General features: G+C 36.4%; 19 protein-coding genes. 13 read left to right on the top strand and 6 right to left on the bottom strand.

Features of this window, described 5'->3' with window-relative positions:
- Positions 1 to 41 precede the first annotated feature (41 nt).
- Positions 42 to 1,490 carry an MDR family MFS transporter gene (locus AB1284_RS18805; RefSeq protein WP_429753486.1) on the bottom strand — a complete coding sequence of 483 codons (1,449 nt, stop codon included), beginning with the start codon at positions 1,488 to 1,490 and terminating at the stop codon, positions 42 to 44.
- A 67-nt stretch (positions 1,491 to 1,557) separates the two neighbouring features.
- Positions 1,558 to 2,823 (bottom strand): NAD(P)/FAD-dependent oxidoreductase, encoded by a 1,266-nt coding sequence (locus AB1284_RS18800; RefSeq protein WP_429753487.1) that lies wholly within the window; start codon positions 2,821 to 2,823, stop codon positions 1,558 to 1,560.
- Positions 2,824 to 2,974: 151 nt separating this feature from the next.
- Here AB1284_RS18800 and AB1284_RS18795 point away from each other — a divergent pair, with 151 nt between their 5' ends.
- Together AB1284_RS18795 and AB1284_RS18790 are read left to right on the top strand one after the other, a co-directional pair.
- Entirely contained in the window at positions 2,975 to 4,630 is a 1,656-nt protein-coding gene (locus AB1284_RS18795; protein WP_429753488.1) for a putative polysaccharide biosynthesis protein, read from the top strand.
- 45 nt (positions 4,631 to 4,675) lie between these two features.
- Complete coding sequence (locus tag AB1284_RS18790; protein ID WP_429753489.1) at positions 4,676 to 5,413, top strand: pseudouridine synthase; 738 nt, start codon at positions 4,676 to 4,678, stop codon at positions 5,411 to 5,413.
- A gap of 96 nt (positions 5,414 to 5,509) precedes the next feature.
- Here AB1284_RS18790 and AB1284_RS18785 read toward each other — a convergent pair whose 3' ends face one another.
- The gene (locus tag AB1284_RS18785) at positions 5,510 to 5,731 is read right to left on the bottom strand and encodes a DeoR family transcriptional regulator (protein ID WP_035436379.1); all 222 of its coding nucleotides are present in this window, start codon (positions 5,729 to 5,731) and stop codon (positions 5,510 to 5,512) included.
- 354 nt (positions 5,732 to 6,085) lie between these two features.
- On the opposite strand from AB1284_RS18785, the gene pepV reads away from it, so the two are divergent.
- From pepV to AB1284_RS18765, 4 genes are all read left to right on the top strand, one after another.
- On the top strand, positions 6,086 to 7,492 hold the full coding sequence (gene pepV, locus AB1284_RS18780) for a dipeptidase PepV (protein WP_429753490.1): 1,407 nt from the start codon (positions 6,086 to 6,088) through the stop codon (positions 7,490 to 7,492).
- Positions 7,493 to 7,871: 379 nt separating this feature from the next.
- On the top strand, positions 7,872 to 8,426 hold the full coding sequence (gene thpR, locus AB1284_RS18775; RefSeq protein WP_429753491.1) for an RNA 2',3'-cyclic phosphodiesterase: 555 nt from the start codon (positions 7,872 to 7,874) through the stop codon (positions 8,424 to 8,426).
- 67 nt (positions 8,427 to 8,493) lie between these two features.
- Entirely contained in the window at positions 8,494 to 10,635 is a 2,142-nt protein-coding gene (pulA, locus tag AB1284_RS18770) for a type I pullulanase (RefSeq protein WP_429753492.1), read from the top strand.
- 244 nt (positions 10,636 to 10,879) lie between these two features.
- The gene (locus AB1284_RS18765) at positions 10,880 to 11,677 is read left to right on the top strand and encodes a phosphotransferase (protein WP_429753493.1); all 798 of its coding nucleotides are present in this window, start codon (positions 10,880 to 10,882) and stop codon (positions 11,675 to 11,677) included.
- A 1-nt stretch (position 11,678) separates the two neighbouring features.
- Here the strand turns inward: AB1284_RS18765 and AB1284_RS18760 are convergent, their stop codons facing one another.
- Positions 11,679 to 11,957, bottom strand: a complete 279-nt coding sequence (locus AB1284_RS18760; protein WP_336484467.1) for a YtzH-like family protein — start codon at positions 11,955 to 11,957, stop codon at positions 11,679 to 11,681.
- A gap of 186 nt (positions 11,958 to 12,143) precedes the next feature.
- Here AB1284_RS18760 and trmB point away from each other — a divergent pair, with 186 nt between their 5' ends.
- Together trmB and AB1284_RS18750 are read left to right on the top strand one after the other, a co-directional pair.
- Positions 12,144 to 12,797 (top strand): tRNA (guanosine(46)-N7)-methyltransferase TrmB, encoded by a 654-nt coding sequence (trmB, locus tag AB1284_RS18755; RefSeq protein ID WP_429753494.1) that lies wholly within the window; start codon positions 12,144 to 12,146, stop codon positions 12,795 to 12,797.
- A gap of 668 nt (positions 12,798 to 13,465) precedes the next feature.
- Positions 13,466 to 14,449, top strand: coding sequence for a S66 family peptidase (locus AB1284_RS18750; protein ID WP_429753495.1), 984 nt, complete (start codon positions 13,466 to 13,468; stop codon positions 14,447 to 14,449).
- Between the two features lie 367 nt (positions 14,450 to 14,816).
- On the opposite strand, the gene AB1284_RS18745 is transcribed toward AB1284_RS18750, so the two are convergent.
- Complete coding sequence (locus AB1284_RS18745; RefSeq protein WP_429753496.1) at positions 14,817 to 15,329, bottom strand: GrpB family protein; 513 nt, start codon at positions 15,327 to 15,329, stop codon at positions 14,817 to 14,819.
- An 87-nt stretch (positions 15,330 to 15,416) separates the two neighbouring features.
- A complete protein-coding gene (locus AB1284_RS18740) occupies positions 15,417 to 15,935 on the bottom strand; it encodes a DUF1572 family protein (RefSeq protein ID WP_429753497.1) in 519 nt (172 codons plus the stop codon).
- A gap of 188 nt (positions 15,936 to 16,123) precedes the next feature.
- Between AB1284_RS18740 and AB1284_RS18735 the strand changes: the two genes are divergently transcribed.
- The 5 genes from AB1284_RS18735 to AB1284_RS18715 all read left to right on the top strand — a co-directional run bounded on the left by AB1284_RS18735 (position 16,124) and on the right by AB1284_RS18715 (position 22,611).
- Positions 16,124 to 16,525, top strand: a complete 402-nt coding sequence (locus AB1284_RS18735; protein WP_429753498.1) for a YxeA family protein — start codon at positions 16,124 to 16,126, stop codon at positions 16,523 to 16,525.
- 181 nt (positions 16,526 to 16,706) lie between these two features.
- Positions 16,707 to 18,053 carry a 2-hydroxycarboxylate transporter family protein gene (locus tag AB1284_RS18730; RefSeq protein WP_429753499.1) on the top strand — a complete coding sequence of 449 codons (1,347 nt, stop codon included), beginning with the start codon at positions 16,707 to 16,709 and terminating at the stop codon, positions 18,051 to 18,053.
- A 66-nt stretch (positions 18,054 to 18,119) separates the two neighbouring features.
- Positions 18,120 to 19,331, top strand: coding sequence for an NAD(P)-dependent malic enzyme (locus AB1284_RS18725; RefSeq protein WP_429753500.1), 1,212 nt, complete (start codon positions 18,120 to 18,122; stop codon positions 19,329 to 19,331).
- Positions 19,332 to 20,299: 968 nt separating this feature from the next.
- Positions 20,300 to 21,907 carry a sensor histidine kinase gene (locus tag AB1284_RS18720; protein WP_429753501.1) on the top strand — a complete coding sequence of 536 codons (1,608 nt, stop codon included), beginning with the start codon at positions 20,300 to 20,302 and terminating at the stop codon, positions 21,905 to 21,907.
- Positions 21,904 to 22,611 (top strand): response regulator, encoded by a 708-nt coding sequence (locus AB1284_RS18715; protein ID WP_429753502.1) that lies wholly within the window; start codon positions 21,904 to 21,906, stop codon positions 22,609 to 22,611. Before AB1284_RS18720 ends, AB1284_RS18715 begins: the two co-directional genes overlap by 4 nt.
- Positions 22,612 to 22,884 lie beyond the last annotated feature (273 nt).

The raw sequence follows: 22,884 nt of genomic DNA, 5'->3' as shown, positions 1-22,884 counted from the left end.
ACTTTTTCTACAGTGTGACTCACTTTATAAAGAGTCACGATTTAATTACTTGCTGTTTTTTGCGCAGGTGTAGATGCTTCGGGTTTCGCTGATTGTAAGAACAGCCATGAAATGAGTAAACTCATAACAGCTAATATAAACGTCCCACTAAAGATCATATGCACACTTGAAGCTAATACTTCTTGCGATCCTGATACGGCACTTCCGTGTTCTGAGGTCACTAAGTTTACATTTCCCTCACCTGCGCCGTGAATCATTATATTGAAGATCGTTCCAAATACAGCTGCTCCCAGCGTTTGGCTAAATGTATTAATAAATGTATTTAAACCGACCGCTGTTCCGCGTTTATTTGCAGGGACAGAAGCTTGAATTGTGACCATATAGATTGGTGTCACAAGTCCCATTCCTAAGCCAAACAGACCCATTGCGATGTAAATGAGAGCTGGATGTGAATGAGTAGACAATGTGAATAACAGGAATGTAGAAACGGATATAATGCTGCCGCCAAGTAAAATAATTTGTTTTGTTTGTAACCGCCCAACTAAGTTACCAGATAGCATGGCCCCAACTGTCCAAAGGACTGGAATTGGCATGAGAATCAAACCGGCTTCTGTTGCATTTTTTCCTAATACACCTTGAGTCCAAATTGGGAGGTACATTGTAATACTAATAATCATACCACCAGCAATTAGCGTTAATGCATTCACAATAGATACAGCCCGGTTAGAGAAAAGATCTAACGGAATTAATGGCTCTGGTGATTTCTTTTCTACAAATAAGAAGAGTATAAATGCGAAAACTGCAAATAACAGCAGGCCAATGATTGTGATATCGCCCCAGTTTTGATGCTGACTTCCTGTTAATAGTGCATAAAGTAAGGCAATCGTACTAAGTGAGAAGATAACAGCACCTGGATAATCGATATGATGTTTTGCAGGTTTGATGGATTCTTTATAAGAAATCGCAATCATCGCACAAGCAAAGATTCCGAATGGAATGTTTAAGAAAAAGATATAACGCCAAGATAGTGAATCGACTAAAAAACCGCCAACTAACGGTCCAACAACACCAGATACACCCCAAACAGCACTCAGCCAGCCTTGCGCTTTTGCTCTGTCCTTTGCTTCGCTGTATAAGTCACCAATAATTGTCATTGTAATTGGCATGACAGCTCCTGCACCTAACCCTTGCAAAGCACGGAAAAGAATTAATTGTCCCATTGTCGCTGCAAGGCCGCATAATGTAGAGCCGATTAAAAAGATAGTTGCGCCAATTAATAGTACTTTTTTACGTCCAAACAAGTCTGCTAGCTTTCCGTAGATCGGTGTTGATACAGCGGTTGCTAACATATAAATCGCATATACCCAGCTTACAAGTTCCACACCTGAAAGTTCGCTTGTAATGCGAGGTACAGCTGTGCTAACAATCGTTCCTTCAACGGCGGAGAGAAACGTCATTAACATTAAAGATATCATTACTTTTTTTCTCATCTGTTTTCCCCTTTGGTTCTTTATACTGATATATCGGTTATTTTACAATATCCGACATTTTTTACTATTACATGTTCGCATTTTGCCCCGCAGTCATTCCAGCAATTCGCCCTGTAATAAGTGCAGAAGTAATATTATATCCGCCTGTATAGCCGTGAATATCAAGAACTTCTCCACAGAAATATAAACCGTTCATGAGCTTTGATGACATTTCTTTCGGATTAATTTCTTTGACAGACACACCACCGCCTGTTACAAATGCTTTTTCAAGAGGTTGCGTTCCATTTACGGTAAAGGTAAATCCTTTGAAGTCTGCAGCAAGAGCCCGGATTTTTTCATGAGAAATTTGTCCGCATTGCTGACTGCCGTCAATTTCATTTTTTTCTAATAGAAATAAGAAATAACGCTCAGGTACATAACCTTTTAGTACATTTTTCAATCCTTTTTTCGGTTCTTCTTTTATTTGTTTCATCATGCGCTGGAAGAGTTGTTCACTATGTTCATCCGGCAATGCATCAATGCTCATTGTTACTTTGTTTGTTTTGAATTTTTTCATCGTTTTTACAACAAATTGACTGCAGCGAAGAGCTGCTGGACCAGAAATACCAAAGTGGGTAAAGAGCATGTCCATTTTATGCGAGATAACAGCTTTCCCTTTTGGATTTAATACGCTTAGTTCTACATCACGCAGTGCTAAGCCTTGTAATGTACGGTCACGAATAAATGGTTCATTAGAAAGGATCGGTACCTCAGTTGGGAATAGTTCTGTAATGGTATGCCCAGCTTTTTCAGCCCAAGCATAGCCATCACCAGTTGAGCCGGTATGCGGTACAGATTTACCGCCAACAGCGATTACAACATGATTTGTTTCAAGAACTTCTCCATTTTGCAGAATAACCGCTTTCGTTTGTCCATTTTCATACTCTACTGTTTTAACAGGAAGATTGGTACGAATCGTAACGCGCAGTTCCTTTAAGCGTGTTAACAAAGCATCGACTACTGACTGTGCTTTATTCGATACTGGGAACATGCGGCCGTGATCTTCTTCTTTTAATTTCACGCCGAGCTTTTCGAAAAACTGAATAATATCTTCATTATTAAAAATAGAAAACGCGCTATATAAGAAACGACCATTTCCAGGGATATGCTTTACAATTTCATCAAGCGGGAGACGGTTTGTCACGTTGCAGCGTCCTCCACCAGAAATCGCAAGCTTTCTTCCCAACTTATCGCCTTTATCAAGAAGTAAGACGCGTGCACCTTCTTCTGCAGCTCCGATTGCTGCCATTAATCCGGAAGGACCTCCCCCGATGACAATTACATCATAATACATATAAATCGACCTCATTTTCTTATTTTGCTGCATTCAAGAATATCACGTTTTCATAGAAAAGAAAAATGAGGGAAGGTACTGTTTACACGAGAAATTGTGGTACAATACAAAAGTTGAGTTCAGCGTTTTGAATAATGGAGGAGGATTTTTTATGTCCGATTCAAAATTTTTACGCGGAACGCTTATTGTGACGCTTGGGACATTTTTAGTAAAGTTCCTTGGTATGATTTACGTCTTTCCGTTTCATGCGTTAGTTGGTACAGAAGGCGGGACGCTATATACATATGGATATATTCCATATACAATTTTTTTAAGCATCGCAACAGCGGGAGTGCCGCTTGCAGTTTCAAAGTTTGTTTCGAAGTATAATGCGCTCGGAGATTATAAAACGAGCCGAAGAATGTTTCGCTCGGGTATGATCATGATGATTGTGAGCGGAATTCTTTCCTTTTTCGTATTGTATATGTCAGCACCGTTATTTGCCGAGGCAATGCTAGGGAAAAAGAGTTTACATAACAGCTTAGCAGATGTAACAATGATTATTCGCCTAGTCAGCTTTGCACTTATTGTCGTACCGGCAGCGAGTTTAATTCGCGGCTATTTTCAGGGTCATCAATCGATGGGACCTACGACAGTGTCACAAATTATTGAACAAATTATTCGTATCGTATTTTTACTTGCAGGTAGTTTTATTGTAATAAAAGTATTGAAGGGTTCGGTCGCAACAGCAGTTGGTGTGGCAACGTTTGCAGCGTTTGTTTCCGCAGTTGTAGCATTAGCTGTGCTCATTTGGTATTGGATGAAACGAAAGCATCATTTAGATCAATATATCATGAATCAAACAGTGCCAGAATCAACAGTTCGTACATTTGACCTATTTAAAGAACTGTTTGCTTATGCGATTCCTTACGTTGTAGTTGGATTAACGATTCCGCTTTATCAGCAAATTGACGCGTTAACATTTAACTCAATTATGCAAGCAATTGGACAGGGTGATATTGCAGAGCGTGCTCTTGGTATTTTTACGATGTGGACACATAAGTTAATTATGATTCCAGTATCGCTTGCGACGGCGTTCAGTTTAACGCTTGTACCAGCGATTACAAAGTCGTTTACAGAAGGGCAGTTCCGTTATTTAAAACAGCAAATTACACAAACGTTTCAAGTGAATATGTTTTTAACATTGCCAGCTGTAGCTGGAATTTCCGCTTTAGCTTATCCGATTTATACAGCATTTTACGAAGCTGATCCGCTTGGCGGAAAAGTATTAATGTGGTATGCACCAGTCGCATTATTATTTGCATTGTTCACAGTGACAGCAGCCATCTTGCAAGGAATTAATCAACAAAAGCATGCAATTATTGCACTTGGCATTGGGATTATTTTAAAATTTTTATGTAATGTGCTGTTTATTCGTTATTTTGGAACAATCGGTGCCGTCGTAGCAACAGGTGTAGGGTTTTTCGTATCCATTTGGTATACAAATAAACAAATTCGAAAATATGCCCATTTCTCATTTGGACTTGTATATAAACGAACGTTCCAAATAGCAGTATTAACAACTGTGATGGTGATTGTTGTAAAGCTATTATTATGGATTCTTTCCTTTATGCTTCCATATGAGACAAGCCGTTTTCCGGCATTGGTTACAGTAGGCATTTGCGCATTGGGAGGAGCGTCTGTATATGGCTATTTAGCACTTCGTACAGGCGTAATCGAACGAGTACTTGGCGGTGAATTTTTAGAGAAGATTCAGCGTAAACTTGGTAATAGATTCAAAATTAAAGTGAAAACGAAAGGGGCGTAATTGTGCGCCTCTCTTTTTCTTAGTATAAAAAGAAGGTGTGAAATAATGAGATTAGATAAATTATTAGCAAATATGGGCTATGGTAGCCGCAAAGAAGTGAAGAAGTTATTAAAAGACGGCGTTGTAAAAATAGATGGCGTACCGGTAAAAGATGCGAAATATCATGTGAATGTGGAAGAACAAGAGGTTATGATTCACGGTGAAGTAGTGGAGTATAAAGAATTTGTGTATTTAATGATGCATAAACCGCAAGGCGTTATTTCTGCAACAGAAGATGATAACCATGAAACGGTTGTTGATTTATTAGAACTAGAAGATGCTATTTTTGATCCATTTCCAGTTGGAAGACTTGATATCGATACAGAAGGTTTTCTCTTATTAACGAATGACGGAAAGTTAGCGCATCAATTGCTTTCTCCGAAAAAGCACGTGCCTAAAAAATATTTTGCGAGAGTAGCTGGGAAAGTTACGGAAGAGGATATTGCTGCGTTTAAAAAAGGTGTTATTTTAGATGACGGATATGAAACGAAGCCAGGAGAGCTTACAATTCTAACAAGCGATGATGTGTCTGAAATTGAACTTGTTATTACAGAAGGTAAGTTTCATCAAGTAAAGCGCATGTTTGAAGCAGTGGGAAAAAAGGTTGTGTACTTAAAACGTACAGAAATGGGGCCTTTAGTATTAGATGAAGAATTAGAGCTTGGACAATATCGTGAGTTAACAGATGAAGAAGTAGAGATGCTGAAGTCATATCATTCAAAAACAGAGAGTTTAGATAATTGATTACATATATGATCCTGTGACCGATTCCAAAAACGAAAAAGAATCCCCTTTCTCTGTCTAGAAAGGGGATATATATTGTAAATCAAGTTAAATTTGTCACGAGGTCATTCTCACTTTCTTTCCTGTTGTTGTCCACTTGCCGCGGCAAGGGCTATACACGAGTTCATTAAATTGCAACACATTCAGATCGCGCTGTATCGTTCGCGGTGTGATCCCGAACTCATCTACAAGGTCTTGCGTCGTTACGGTGCCTTTCTCATTAATGTACATATAGATAGATTTAATGCGTGTTAGCATACGAGTAGTTGTAGGTTTTATCAAAAAACCACTCCTCTACAAGTTTTTTGACCCATTCAGGAAAGAAGGTCTTTACTTCCATTGTACTCCATATGAAAAAAATCATGCTCTAACTTGCTCAAATTTTACAAAATTTTAACATGTAATAGAGTTTGTAGAAAGAAAGTTGTTGATATTTTGTTTCTCTTTATCAACTATCTTACTAAATTTCTACGGAAAACGTCAAATTCCTGCAAAAAATTTTGAGAAAAATAAGAAAAACCTAAATTTAATTATCTGAAATATTTAAATTGTTCGGTATTCTACCTTTCCTTGCTAGCATAATAAGAAATCGTTTGCTATGATGAAAGAGAGATTAGAGAAGAAGGTGAAGGTATGGCAAATATAAATTGGATGCAAGAAGTAAAGAAACGAAAAGATGCTCTTATTCACGATGTGCAGCAATTTTTACAAATTAAAAGTGTATGGGAAGAAGATACGGCAAAAGAAGGTGCACCGTTTGGCGAGGGTGTAGCAAAGGCCTTATCTTTCATGCTAGATAAGGGAGAAGCTGACGGATTTCTTTCTAAAAATTTAGAAGGATATGCAGGTCATTTAGAGATGGGACAAGGAGAAGAACTTCTTGGTATTTTATGTCATGTTGATGTTGTACCAGAAGGAGACGGTTGGACAACTCCTGCATATAGTGCGGATATTCGCGATGGTAAAATTTTTGCACGCGGTGCAATTGACGATAAAGGGCCAACGATGGCTGCTTACTATGCAATGAAAATTGTAAAAGAATTAGGATTGCCGCTTTCTAAGCGTGTTCGTATGATTTTAGGAACAGATGAAGAAAGTAATTGGAAGTGTGTGGATCATTACTTCAAACATGAAGAAATGCCAACGATGGGATTTGCACCGGATGCAGATTTCCCGATTATTAATGCTGAAAAAGGAATTTGCGATTTATATGTTGTTCAAAATAAAAAAGAACATGCAGCAGGAGAGAATGTATTAGTATCATTTTCATCTGGACGTCGTTTAAATATGGTTCCTGATTTTGCAGAAGCCGTTGTAACGAGCGAAAAAGCAGCAGAACTTGCAAGTCAGTATGAACAATATGTGGAAGAAGCAAAGAAAAATGGAAAAGCAATTATAGAAGGAAATACAGTTACACTGCAAGTAAAAGGCATTTCTGCACATGGTTCTACGCCTGAACAAGGAGAAAATGCAGGATTAACACTTGCGAACTTTTTAACAGCAATCTATTTAGATGAGCAAGGTGCAGCATTTGTGAGCCTAGCGGCGGAAACATTCACAAATGATACGCTTGGAAAACAAGCTGGCATTGCTTATGCAGATGAGATTACTGGGCCATTAACAGTAAACGTTGGTCTTCTTTCTTATACGCAAGAAGAAGGCGGTAAATTGGGATTAAATATTCGTTATCCAGTTACAACAAACTTAGAAGAAAGGCTGCAAACATTAACGAATTATGTGAGTGCACAGGACTTTGCTATAACAAATGTGTCAGACTCTCGTCCGCATCATGTAGATAAAGATCATGTGTTAATTCGTACACTTCAGCGTGTATACGAAGAGCAAACAGGAGAAAAAGCAGAGTTATTAGCAATCGGCGGCGGTACATATGCACGTTCATTGGAAGCTGGCGTTGCGTTTGGTCCTCTATTCCCGGGAAAAGAAGAATTGGCGCATCAAAAAGATGAGTATATTGAAATTGAGGATTTATTAAAAGCGACAGCTATCTATGCGCATGCTATTTATGAATTAGCGAAATAGTAGTATGGAAATGCAAATTAAAAAACATAAAACCTTTCTTTTTTAGGTAGGCGAGAGGAACTGGCGGTGCATAGAAGCGGTCAGGGCCTATTTCTGCCACGTGCCGTACGAAAACAAAGAGAGAAAACGAGTACAGGTCACTTTTTGTTTTCCGTACCAGCGACACTGGTTACATATAGAAAGAGGGGAAAGCATCTTTCTGCTATTTGCAATATGACATGTTGAAAAATCGAAACCAATGAATAAACCGCTCTCTACAAGGAGAGCGGCTTCTTTTGTATGTATGGAGAATAAGAAGACGTTTCACACTAATAATAGTGAAAAATTCTGCTTTGTATTGTGTTAGATAATGTAATACTGGGCAAAGGAGTTGGAAAAGATGGCGAGACATTATTTTATTGCAGTGAAATTACCAAATGAGATAAAGAACGTGTTGGCAGAGTGGAAAGGAGCGATAGAAGAAACCGCTCTGTTTCGTTCTTGGGTGCATAAAGAGGACTATCATATTACACTGTCGTTTTTAGGAAGTACTGAGGAAACGCAACTTGAAAAACTGAAACAAGACTTGCAGCAGCTAGCTAAAACTTCACGTTTTTCACTTACATTGCAAGGATGTTATACGTTTGGAAGAAAAGAACAGCCGCGTGTTTTTTGGGTGGGAGTAGAAGAAGAAAGAGCTTTGTTTGACTTACAAAAACAAGTGTATACGATATGTGAACAGAATGGTTTTCAATTAGAAACACGCCCATATCATCCTCACATTACGATAGCTCGTAAATGGAAAGGTGAAGAAAAATTTGATGAAAAACAGCTTTCAGCAGTGCCGCGGCGTACATTTGAAATCGAAACAGTAACCTTATACGAAACTCATGTAGACCGGATGCCAAAGTATGAGGCAATCTATGAAATATCTTTACAGAAGACACAAGCTTGAAAACGTTTTCTGATTTTTTGAATATACTATAGAAAATGGAATGTTTCTCGGGAGGATGTGAGTACATATGTTAAACATACAACGTACGTTTGAAGCATATTTAGATGAAATGGATAAAATCACAATTTTACTTCCGCATGCGTACGGAAAGAGCAGCATCTTCCATTTAAAACAAGGTGCAAATGAATGGGAGCTCTCTATCGAACGTGTCACCCCTCTTCCACATGCAATAAAATATGAATGTAAAGTGAATGAATTCATTACACTGAATCAGTGTTATATCATATGTGATGAGCGCGGTGTAGAAACGGATTTGCAGATGGGTGCTGTCATTCGCACAGCGAAGTTTGATGAGTTATATATGTATGAAGGAAACGATTTAGGATTTTCTTATACAAAGGAGCAAACTAAGTTTAAAGTGTGGGCACCAACAGCCACGAAAGCAAAAGTTCGTATTTATGAAAGCGCCGATGCGTATACAGATTATGAAATGAATGGACAAGAAAAAGGCGTTTGGTGTTATGAGTTGGCGGGAGACTGGGATGGTGCGCAATATACATTTCTTGTCTGTGTCAATCTCATTTGGCGAGAGGCCGTTGATCCATATGCAAAATCAGTTTCTTTAAATGGCACATATGGAATCGTCGTAAATCTTGCGAAAACATATGTACAAGACCATGAACCATTACCGCCAATGACTTCTATGACGGATGCCATTATTTATGAGGCACACATTCGTGATATAACGGTTCATCCTAATAGCGGTGCAAGGAATAAAGGAAAGTACCTCGGGTTAACGGAAGAAGGAACAGTAGGAAAACTTGGAACGTTAACAGCTCTTTCTTATATAAAGGAATTGGGAGTTACACATATCGAGCTATTGCCTATTCATCATTATGCTGGAGTAGATGAGGAGCAGCCGTTTAAAACGTATAACTGGGGATATAATCCGTTATATTACAACGTTCCAAATGGAAGCTATGCAACAAATCCGTTTGATCCGTACAACCGAATTGTGGAATGTAAACAAATGATTCAAGCACTTCATCGGCACGGTCTACGCGTTATTATAGATGTTGTTTATAATCATGTGTATGAAAGGGAAACATCTTCTTTTGAAAAGCTTGTACCAGGATATTATTTTCGGCACGATGAAAATGGGATGCCTTCGAATGGGACGGGGGTTGGAAATGATATTGCGTCAGAGCGTAATATGGTGCGGAAATTTATTGTCGATTCGGTATTATATTGGTTAACAGAATACAATGTGGACGGGTTTCGTTTTGACTTAATGGGTATTTTAGATGTTGATACGATGAACGAAATTCGTGAAAAAACAAATACAGTGAAAGAACATGTAGTATTGCTAGGAGAAGGATGGGATTTGCAAACACCGCTTGCTGCTGATAAGAAAGCAACATTGCAAAATGCCATCAAAATTCCATGTATTGCTCAGTTTAATGATCAATTTCGAGATGGAATCAAGGGAAGTACATTTGATGTGCAAAAAAGCGGTTACGCTCTTGGTGAAACAGCAAATAAAGAACATATCCAATATTTACTTACAGGAAGTATCCCTTATGTAAAGTCGTCTAGTTTATTTCAAGAGCCTATGCAAAGCATTAATTATGTAGAATGTCACGATAACATGACAATGTGGGATAAGATTGTAAGCAGCAGTAAAGAAGAGGAACAGTGGCAAAAACGTCGTCATCGCCTCGCAACAACTATGACATTATTAGCACAAGGTATTCCGTTCTTACATGCTGGTCAAGAATTTTACCGTACAAAACAAGGAAATGAAAACAGTTATAATGCTCCAGATTGCATCAATCAGTTGGACTGGGATCAAAAAGAGCGGGAAGAAGAAAATGTTTCCTATATAAAAGGAATCATTCGTATTCGAAAATCACACGGAGCATTTCGTTTTAGGTCGTCGGAGCTCATTAAGCGGCATATGTCTTTTTTTCATGCAGATCCTTCTGTTATTTTCTATTATTTACAAGATGTGCAGCAGTTTGGAACTTGGAAAGAAATTGTTGTGCTCTTTCATAATGGAACAGAAGAGAAAACCGTTTCATTGCCAAATAGCGGTGTATGGCATGTACTTGGAAATGATATAAAGGCAGCAGAGATTCCAATTTCTTCATTTAATGGAGATACATTTGTGATTGCTCCGATTAGTACCTATATATTGGCGAAAATGTGACGAATCGACCCTTGACGATGCGAATATAATAAATGTAGAATTGACAAAGGTGGCTATTCATATAAGTTGCCATATATATTATTATTTTTGTAAAATAAAGTAAAAGATTGAACAGCTTGTTTGTCTCTTTTTTCTTACATTTGCATACAGTGAAACAGAATGGCTGGAAACCCTCAACATGTTTTGAAATATGTTGCGGTGTTTCCTTTCATAACTATAAAAGATAAGGAATTGTTAACGGGTAATGAACATGGAATGGTTGGAACAATTGTTAGGAGAAGAGTGGAAAGTTATACCAGCCGGAGGGGCGACAGGAGATGCCTACATTGCGCATGATGAACAACATAAACTATTTTTAAAGCGCAATTCATCGCCCTTTCTTGCGGTATTGTCAGCAGAAGGGATTGTTCCGAAGCTACTTTGGACAAGGAGATTAACAAATGGTGATGTCATTTCGGCACAAAAGTGGCTACCAGGGCAAAGATTAGAGCCAGAAGATATGAAATCTAAGCGAGTTGCAGCATTGCTGAAAAAAATTCATTCTTCTGAAGCGTTAGTGCATATGATTCAAAAGCTTGGTAAACAGCCTTTGCAAGCGCAAGATATATTAGAAGAAGCGCTTCTCACTTTGCAAGAGGATGTAAAGCAAAATGAAATCATTCAAAAAGGACTTCAGTATTTACAAAAGTCCCTTCAAAATGTAGAATTTGATAATCTTGCTGTTTGTCATTGCGATGTGAATCATAACAATTGGTTATTAACAGATGATAATGAATTGTTCTTGATTGATTGGGATGGGGCAATTATTGCAGACCCAGCTCTTGATATTGGAATGTTACTCCATTGGTACATCCCAAGAGATGAATGGCATGAGTGGCTTGAGCATTACGGATTAGAACTGACTGATTCTTTGTTGAGCCGTATGAAATGGTATGTTACGCTGCAATGTATGATTTTCGTACAATGGTATACAGCAAAAAATAAGCAAGTAGAAGCAGAATATTGGCTTCAATATTTAATGCAACTACTTGCTTCAGAATAATTTAAGAAAAACTATCCATTCCTGTAATCCATTGTGACAGTTGTTCTTGATGACCAGAAATATGGCCATCTAAATCAGAAGAGTATTTACCCGATTGACTATAGTAATATACATCGTTTAACATTGTTTTCACTTCATTTCTCACACTGTCATTTGCGAGTAATGATTGAATAAGACGTTCTAATTGTTCACACTCAGAAACCGTTCCACAGCAATCACTTTGATGATTGACTAAGATGTCTTTTAAGATTGCCATTTGATGTTCATGATTAAGTGGCATTTTTGACACATCCTTTTCAGTTGTTATCGTAACAATGAAACGAGCGTAATGAACTGCTGATGAATACACTTTGTAGTTTCCATCAAAATAACAAATCTTATACTTGAAAGAAACGGACCGAGTGCTCGTACGTACTTGGTTTTTTATTTGATACACACATCTTGAAATACAGAGAGGGAGAGAACTATGCGCTTAAGACATAAACCATATGCAATGGACCGAACGAAAGAATATACGCAGTTTGTAATTGGAAATCCGGAAGAACAGAATGGGAAATGGAAAGAGTTATTTGGTAACGATAATCCAATCCATATTGAAGTTGGAACAGGCCGTGGCCGCTTCATGTACGAAATGGCAAAAGCAAATCCAGATGTAAACTATATTGGAATTGAGAAGTTTACAAGTGTAATTGTAGATGCGCTTGATAAGCTAATTGAAGAAGGAGTACCAAATTTAAAATTGATTAATAAAGATGCAGAAGATTTAACAGTATTCTTTGCGGAGAATGAAATTGATCGCGTGTATTTAAACTTCTCTGATCCATGGCCAAAGAATCGTCATGAAAAACGTCGTTTAACGTATAAAACGTTTTTACGTAATTATGAAACGGTACTTGTAAAGGGTGGAGAAATTCACTTCAAAACAGATAACCAAGCCTTGTTCGAATACTCTCTTACAAGTATGGCGGAATATGGCATGCTGTTGCCGTATATTAGTTTAGATCTTCATAACAGTGATTTTGAAGGCAATATTATGACGGAATACGAAGAAAAATTCTCAAGCAAGGGAAATCGTATTTACCGTGTTGAAGCAAAATATCGTACAGAACCTGCGCAATAGTGCGCAGGTTTTTTCTTTTTTTAGGGAATAAAGTAAAGAAGCCGCCACAAAGTACTAGCTTTGTGACAGCTTCTTGGAAAAAAGAAAGAGTTAGAGAAGCACAAGAATGTCAATGAAAGTAAAACGGTTCAAAAACTCAATTTTCAGAAAAATATAAAGCTTATAGGGTGTTTTTTTTCTACTCTTTCTTTATGATTATGAGTTTATCATTAAAAATAAAATAAATCAACAAAAAATAGACAATTTTCTTTATAATTCGACATTTAAGTAGATTGATATAAGCCTACTTATGAAAACTTAATATATCTAGATATTCGCTGCACTCCCGCCATTCGTTAGCAAGTAGACCCCCACCTCAAGATTGTGAGGGAAGCGTTGTCCAGCTCTAGCGGCTAGAATCTCCGGTCGTTTCGCCCCCTCGTACGAGGCAAAAAGCGCATCTCTGTTGGGTGCTCCAACGTCCTGCGATTCTGGGCGAGCCGCTTCCGCTTTTCTACAGAAGATAGGTGGGAGATAACTGCTGGCATGCGCTTGATTGGTGAGGGCTTTCTATCAGTGGAGGGTGAAAAAACATTGATGGAAGTTTCACTTTACATCAGAATCATCTAAGCTATTATTAGGTCATATTAAATGTGGACATCACATGTAATACATAGGAGTGAAAAGGATTGTTTCAGTTAAACAAAGGAGATCAAATAGGTATTTTTTCACCATCACTGCCAGGTACATATACATCGCCTAATAGATTCAAACGTTCCAAACAGTTTCTAGAAAGTAAAGGATTTCGTATCGTTGATGGAAGTCTTACTGGAAAACATGATGGGTATCGATCTGGAAGTATAATGGATCGTGTTCAAGAGTTAAATGAACTCATTCGAAATCCAGAAATTAAGTGTATTATGTCGTCTGTTGGAGGGAGCAATTCAAATTCTTTACTTCCTTATTTGGATTACGAAGCAATAAAGAAACACCCTAAGATTTTTGTTGGATATTCAGACGTTACAGCAATTTTATTGGGGATTTATGCTCAAACAGGTATTCAAACATTTTATGGGCCTTCCTTAATTTCGTCATTGGGAGAATTTCCTCCGTATGTGAATCATACATTTTCATCATTTGAAGATGTGCTAATAAAAAATGAAGCACTTCCATATGAATATCCGCTATATCCTGTTTGGACAGATGAGCAATTAAATTGGCAGGAACAAAATCGCTCCAAAAAAAGTTATCCCAATGAATGGATTTGTGTAAAAGAAGGTATAGCAACAGGGCGATTAATAGCTGGAAATGTAATGACAATGTTAAGTATATGGGGAAGTCCGTATATGCCTGCTATTAATAGGGGAGATATTTTAATGATCGAAGACTGCAAAAAAACAGCAGCGATCGTTGAAAAGCATTTTAGTTTCTTAAAAATAAATGGTATATTCGACAAGGTTAGTGGGATTATCTTAGGAAAGCATGAACAGTTTGACGATCAAGGAACAGGGTTAACACCATATAACATTTTACTCGAAGTAATCGGGGACACTGACATCCCAATCTTAGCGGATTTTGATTGCTGCCATACACATCCTATCGTAACAATGCGAATTGGAGCGACGATTGAATTAAATGCAACACAGAAAACGGTTCGCATTTTGAGTTTTTAACTTTTTACTTATACTCGATATAACTAGAACGCTACAAAAGTTCCTTCAGAAAAAAATCTAAAGGGGCTTTTTCTATTGCAAAAAGCATACAAGTCTTTGTGTTAATAATCTAGTTAGATAATAGACAAAATGCATAGCAAGCCAAATAACCTCAAAAAATTCAAGGTATTTGGTTTGCTATGACAGGACAGCAAAGAAAGAGTGATAAATGTACACGCATGTCAAACAAGTGAAAAAGGAGTAAACAAGCAAAAAAATGAATATTTATACTTCTTGGAACACAGAGGGTTTTAGCTACTCTCTCTTTGTGATTGTAAGTGTAACACTAAAAATAAAACAAATCAACAAAAAATAGACAATCTTCCTATTAATTCGACAATTTAGCCTTTTGGATAACACTTGTTATGAATGGTGCTTTTGCATTTGTATATGCAACTCTATCAAAATGATGTTTATTTGCTAATTCCTTTTTTAGCTGATTATATTGCTGACGCACATCAAGATGATTTCTTAAATAGTCTCGAAATAAAAGGTTACTATCCCATTCGTCACTACCAAATTTATAAATGTGTAAATGATGCGTTCCACCTCTCCACAATCCTTTTCTAAAGAATCTCCTATTAGGGAATTCTATATGAAATACATGTTCATACCCGATTTTTTCTAATGGTTCAATAAATGTGTCTACTTCACTAAGATCACGAACTCCAATCATTATATCAAGTATAGGTTTCGCGCTTAATCCTTCGACGAATGTACTTCCGATGTGTTCAATAGCAAGCGCTGTACTACCCATAATATCTTTTATGATCTTTTGTTCCTCTTTAAATTGTAATGCCCAATTTGATGTATACTCCTCAATCACAATTGGTTTGTACATATCTATACCTCCTTTATATGCTGAATTATTTATAGGAGTATTCATCTAATAAAGTGAAACTTCCATCATTAAGGGTCCTACTGCCTGTTAATGCGGGATAAAGGCTTTAGATTGTCCTCTTGGAATGCTTAATATTTTCCATTCTGAACCTTTAATTTGCTTACCGATATATAGAATTTGTCCTAAATGATTGCTGCAATGTGCAATTTCAATTTGAATGGCTTCTAAAACTGTTAATGGATTTTTTCTAATGGTCACAATCTTTAGTAGATCATCTGTTTTAAGTTTTTGAATGGTTGAAAATAAGAGGAACCATCCTTTTTCCCAAATGTGCATTAAATCCTCTTTCGATTGAATTGTATCAACGAATTCATCATCTCGATCCCGATATTCTTTTTCGCCATCAGTTGTTAAAAAGTGGAGCCATCTGGAATGCATATTTCCACTTAAATGCTTCATGATGATTGCAATACTATTAGACTCCTCGTTAGGGCGCCAATGTAGCTCTAATTCAGTTAATTGTTCAATTGCTTGTTCAGCTCGTTCTTTTATATGTGTAAATTGGGAAAGTATAGTAGATAAAAATTTATCTTCAACTCGATCCATCAAAAAGTCTCCTCTCTATTTCCTTAATTTAACTTTATTTTAGCAGAAAAAATATATTGAGATGGAAAAAAGGCAATATGACAGAAATGTAATCTTGCTGTCACGTAAATCGATAACAAATCACTCATAAAACCTTTATGATTCACAAAGATAATACATTGTAATTTCATAGAAAAGGTGTGAACGATTTGAAGAAATATGTAATTAGTGTTATTACATGTGTTCTATTATTTTTACTATCGTCAGCAGTAGTTCTAGCTGTTGCTGAAAAAAATGATGCATTAAATATTAAAAAATGGGGAACGAAAGAATATTATGTTCAAATTACAGAGAACGGAAAAGAAGAATCTTGGCAAAGTGATGATGGAGAAACGCACACTTCGTATTGGTATACATTGAAAGCATATGATGAAAAAGGGAAGGAGGTAAACGTTAAATTCTTCGCAAATAAAAACTTGAAATTACATGCATTCCTTCGTGTGTATGTAAATGGTGAATATCCTGACAAAACACATGGAATTCAAAGCTACGAAGAGATAACAAAGAATGAATTACCTATGAAGGCAAAAGAAAAGTTAAGTGTAAAATAAATAAGCAGTTCGTATTTATGTAGAAAAAAACGCTATTCTTTTTGTAGAAATATAAAAAGGATGGCGTTTTTTTACCAATCTCCTTTTTTTAATTACAAAACCAATTACAAAACTTACGAAATCTATTTTTACTACTGAAAGCGTTTTAATATTATGAATAAGAATATAAGGAGGTGCCTCAATGGGGATTCAAAATAAAATGGAAACGGTGTCACCTGTAGGTGAAGTAGAAACAAAACAGGAATCATTCGTTTCAAAAATCATGAATATAAAAATTGGTGTTATACCGTTACCTTTATATCTTGTGTTAGCAGCTGTTATTTACGGAGCATCTGTATATAATAAATTGCCTGCTGATATGATTGGTGGATTTGCAGTAATTATGATTATTGGAATTTTCTTAGGTGATATCGGAATGAAAATTCCAATTTTAAAGAACATTGGTGGACCAGCAATTCTTTCATTATTTATTCCTTCATTGCTTGTGTTCTTTAATTGGATGAACCCAGCTTCAATGAATGCTGCCAATATGTTAATGAAAAAATCGAACTTTTTATATTTATATATTTCTTGTTTAGTAGTCGGCAGTGTTTTAGGAATGAACCGTAAAGTGTTAGTACAAGGGTTTATTCGTATGTTTATTCCGTTAATTGTAGGAACAATCGCTTCTATTGCAGTTGGATTATTAGTTGGATCGCTATTTGGATTTGAAATGAAGAGAACGTTCTTCTATATTATTGTGCCAATTGTAAGCGGTGGTATCGGAGAAGGGATTTTACCACTTTCCTTAGCTTACAGTGAGATTTTACATCAATCATCAGCAACATTTGTATCACAGCTTATTCCAGCAGCGGTTATCGGAAATATGTTTGCGATTATAGGTGCTGGATATATGAAACAACTAGGTGAGAAAAAGCCAGAGCTTAGCGGTAATGGTATATTGGTGAAAACAGGTAATCAAGATGAATTATTAAAAGAACAAAATACAGAAAAACCGATTGATTTCTCATTAATGGGAGCAGGTTTATTACTTGCATGTACATTCTTTATTTTTGGTGGATTTGCTTCTAAATTTATGGGTATTCCAGGACCAATCATCATGATCTTTTCAGCAGCACTTGTAAAATATTTTAAATTGATGCCAGCAAAAATGGAGCAAGGTGCATATCACTTATATAAATTTATTTCAACAAACTTAACGTGGCCATTAATGGTTGGTTTAGGATTGTTATACATTCCGTTAAAAGATGTAGCAGCTGTTCTTTCTGTTGGATATGTTGTTGTATGTGCATCAGTAGTAGTGACAATGATCGTATCTGGTTACTTTGTTGGAAAAGTAATGAAAATGTATCCAGTCGAGTCTGCAATTGTAACAGGATGTCATAGCGGATTAGGTGGAACAGGAGACGTTGCCATTTTATCAGCTTCAAACCGTATGGAATTAATGCCATTTGCACAAATTTCAACGCGTTTAGGCGGAGCAGCGATGGTTGTAGCAGCAACAATTTTATTAAAAATGTTTTCGTAATATATGCAGACAAGCTAGCTATGTAAAGACATAGCTAGCTTGTAAAATTAGGAGGAGATTATTTTTATGTTAGAGAATCAAATTAAAGAACGTTCGTTATTGCTTCATAAAGAATTAGTAGGGAAAATTGAAATTACGAGTAAAGTAGAAGTAAATTCAGCAGATGATTTAAGTTTGACATATACACCAGGTGTAGCTGAATCCTGTAAGGCCATTGCTGCAGATGAAGAAACAGCTTACGACTATACAGCGCGCGGTAATATGGTTGCGGTAGTTTCGGATGGAACAGCAGTACTTGGATTAGGGAATATTGGACCGAAAGCAGCTATGCCTGTTATGGAAGGGAAAAGTATTTTATTTAAAAAGTTTGCGAATGTAGATGCATTTCCGCTTTGCCTTGGAACGACGGATGTAGATGAAATCGTAACCATAGTCAAAAATTTAGAGCCTACATTTGCAGGGATTAATTTAGAAGATATCGCAGCACCGCGTTGTTTTGAAATTGAAAAACGTTTAAAAGAAGAAACGAATATTCCGGTGTTTCATGATGATCAACATGGAACAGCAATTGTTGTTTTAGCGGCGGTGATTAACGCGTTAAAAGTAGTAAATAAAACGATGGATGAAGTGAAGATTGTCATTAATGGAGCTGGTTCTGCAGGAATTGCAATTGGTAAATTATTATTAAAAGCAGGCGCACAGCATATGACGTTAGTAAGTTTAGAAGGTGTCGTTTGTGAAGGAGAATCATGGATGAACCCTGCACAAATCGAGATTGCGAAAGAAACAAATCGTGAACTTGTACGTGGAACATTAAAAGAAGCGATTCACGGCGCAGACATTTTTATCGGCGTATCTGCTCCTAACGTATTAACAAAAGAACTTGTGAAGACAATGAATACAAATCCAATTGTGTTTGCAATGGCGAATCCAGTACCAGAAATATTCCCAGAGGATGCGCTAGAGGCTGGAGCAGCTGTTGTTGGAACAGGACGTTCTGATTTTCCAAACCAAGTAAATAATGTATTAGCATTCCCTGGTATATTCCGTGGTGCATTAGATGTACGTGCCACAGATGTTACAGAGGAAATGAAATTAGCTGCGGCGTACGGAATTGCTAACATTATTACGGATGAAGAACGAAATGCAAATTACGTCATTCCAAATCCACTGGATAAAAGAGTTGTACCAAGTGTAGCAGCTGCGGTAGCAAAAGCAGCAATTGAATCAGGAGTGGCACAAATCACAACGATGCCAAGTTATTCTATCGAACAATAAAGTGAAACTTTAATCAGCTGAGAATTTTTTATACCCCGCTGATTATTTAGCTGAGCTAATTAGAAAAGCACTTTTACAAACAGGATATGGTTATTTACATATACGCCATTACAGCAGATGAAAATCTAGCTTATTTAGTAGCAATTGAGGATTAAAATTTATTTTTTAGTTTGCCAAATTAAAAAGGTATCCATTGTCAATCATGGATACCTTTTTTGTACGCTTAAAGATACTACAAATATAATCTTCGAAAATAGAGTTGTCTAATTCGCATTTTGTGAATCTATACCATACCTAAAAATTCAAATTGTATTCAGTTTAAAGAAATCTTGTAACAAAAATATGACGGTTATAATAACCATTCCGAAATTAAGGATGAGTGCTGTTATAATGGATAAGTCTGTGATATTTAGGAGCAAGATACATAGTGAAAAAATCGATGTAAAAAGGGGAATGATATATCTTATTCTTGTTATCACATACCCTTTACTTTTTTGAAGATATATCATAATTAAACTAATAAGTAATAGTAAGGGAGCAGTAATAAGAACCCCGAAAAATCCTACAGCATCTTCAACATACCAGGGTAGAAATCGCATGGTTGAGGAAAAAATAAATGTGTTAAGTACGAAAAGAACTAACTGTATAAGAGATAATCGTATAAACATATTTTTTTGTTTCATAGTGTTAAATCTCTCTTTAGTGTAATTTTACACTATTTTATTAATAATTCACTTCGATGTCAAATCATAAGCGGCGGGTGAAGAAAACACTAATAATAGTTTCAATTTATTTTTACATTAGGACATATAAATGTATATGGAATTTTCAAAACTGTAGTATATTTGTATCGGAACTAGTAAAGTAATGTAGATGACCTCGATTATACTAAATATTGTTTTATTAAAGAGAATAAGTGATATAGGTTTCGCGTGTAATATAGAAGAACAAAGGGAGATAGTAGAGGGATGAGGAAAAGAAAAACTTCGTTAGGGTTACGTACAACAATTACGTTGCTAGTATGTGCTGTTGTTGCATTTTCTTTGCTTGTAACAGATATTTTAATTAGTCATAATGTCGAGCGTGCGACAGAAGACAGTCAAGCAGAAAAAGCAAAAGTGATTGCACGTATTGTGGCAGATTCACCGCTCGTAATTGATGCTTTAGCGGGAAGAAAAGATACATCTGAAATTCAAACGTACACGAATAGACTTTTAAAAAATACAGGTGTTCACTTTATTGTAGTCATGGATATGAATGGGATACGAAAATCTCATCCAGACCCTCGGAAAATCGGCCAGCATTTTGTTGGAGGCGATGAGGGCATAGCCTTGAAAGGAAAAGAATATGTATCAATGGGAAAAGGCACATTAGGGGAATCTATGCGAGTGTTTGTACCAATCTTTTCTGAAACGAAAGAACAAATAGGGGTTGTTGCCGTCGGAATTTCAGCTGATAATGTGGAAGAAAGGGTTAAGGAGAGCAGACATATTATTTACATCGGTATCGGTGTGGGAATTTTAGTTGGAATTATAGGTGCTATTTTATTAGCAAGACATATTAAGAAGATTTTATTTGGCCTCGAACCAAGTGAAATTTCAAAAATTTTAGAAGAGCGGAATGCCATGCTGCAATCTGTCAAAGAAGGAATTATTGCTATCGATAAGGATGCGAGGGTTACTTTAATCAATAACGAAGCAAAACGGTTAATTGAGAAAAGTGGGATTAAAGAAAATTTTGTTGGTCAAGACATTGGAAAGTATATGCCGAACTCAAGTATAAAAGAGGTATTAAAAACGGGAGTAGCGCAGTTTCATCAGGAACAAAATCTACATGGGATTACAATTGTTACGAATCGAGTTCCTTTATACGTAAAAGGAGAAATTGTGGGTGCAATTGCAACTTTTCGTGATAAAACGGAGATTAGGCAACTAGCAGAGCAGTTAACGGGGATTCGGTTATATGCAGATGCTTTGCGAGCACAATCGCATGAATTTATGAACCAAATGCACGTCGTATTAGGGTTAACATATATGAAAGAATATAAACAATTAGAGACATATATTAGCAGCATGGTGTCAGAGCATCAATATGAAATTGGTGATGTGATGCGGAAAATAAAAAATCCTGTGTTTGCAGGGTTTATGCTCGGTAAACTTAGCTATGCGAGAGAAAAGGGAATAGAACTGATTATAAGCGAAGATTCACATTTACCAGAGTCGGCTGATGAAAGTATTATTCATGAACTCATTACAATTGTAGGGAATTTAATTGATAATGCATTAGATGCAGTGGCAAACTGTGAATCTAAGCAAGTGCATATTTCCATTCAATATAAGGATAAGTTGATTGTCAAAGTTACAGATACAGGACATGGAATCAAAAAAGAAGAAATAGATAAAGTCTTCACCAAAGGATATTCCACAAAAGGAGAAAAACGAGGTTATGGTTTATATCTTGTAAAGGACAGTATAGAGCGTTTAAAGGGAAATATACGTATTGATTCAGTGTTAGGAAAGGGAACGACAATCACCGTTGAAGCACCATATAAAAGTAGGGATGAGATAGAAAGATGATTAAAGTTTTAATTGTAGAAGATGATCCAATGGTAGCTATGTTAAATAAGCATTATTTAGCACAAGTTGGCGGATTTGAACTTGTTCATACAGCTAACTCTGTAGATGAAGCGTTACAAGTGTTAGAGAAATCTCATATAGATTTTATATTGCTTGATATTTTTATGCCTGATGATACAGGATTTGAATTACTATTGCATATTCGCAATAAGGAAAAAGAAATTGATGTGATGATGATTTCAGCGGTGCATGATATGGCGAGTATAAAAAAAGCACTGCAATATGGAGTTGTCGATTATTTAATTAAACCATTTACATTTGAACGTTTTAAAGAAGCGTTATCTGCCTATCGTGAGAAATTTAGATTCATGAGGAAGCAACAAAATATTAACCAATCTGAATTAGATGCATTGATTTTTCAAAAAGAAAAAGTAGAACCTTTTGAAAGTAAAGAACTTCCAAAAGGATTAACAAAACAAACATTGCAGTTAGTTTGGAAACAAATAGAATCGCTTCATGGAAAAGAATTTACAACAGATGAAATGGCACAATTAGTTGGAATCTCAAGAGTATCTATTCGAAAGTATGTCCTATTTTTAATTGAAATCGGAGTTTTAGAAAATGAAATGGTTTATCAGCAGGTAGGAAGACCGGTAAGCAAACTGCGTTGTATCGATGAAAACAAAATAAAGTTGTACATGTAAATCTGTCTCAAAAGGCCGTTGAATAGCGACCTTTTGAGACAGATTTTTTGAATAGAAATGAACCTTTTTATCCCGCTATTCGTGGGGCGGTAAGCCCCCACTGATGGAAGTATCGTTTTAATTTCTCTTAACGTGTCTTAATGAATATAGATATTTAGTGTTGATTCGCGACAATTGTCGAACTTATTAGAAAATTGACGTTTTTTGTTGCCGTACTATATTTTTAGTGCTAAACTAATAATTATTAAGAGAGAGTAGCTAAAATCCTCCCCT

The sequence above is a fragment of the Bacillus sp. S2(2024) genome (genome assembly GCF_050474045.1).
GTDB lineage: Bacteria > Bacillota > Bacilli > Bacillales > Bacillaceae_G > Bacillus_A > Bacillus_A yunxiaonensis.
This window is presented reverse-complemented; position numbering and strand designations above follow the sequence as displayed.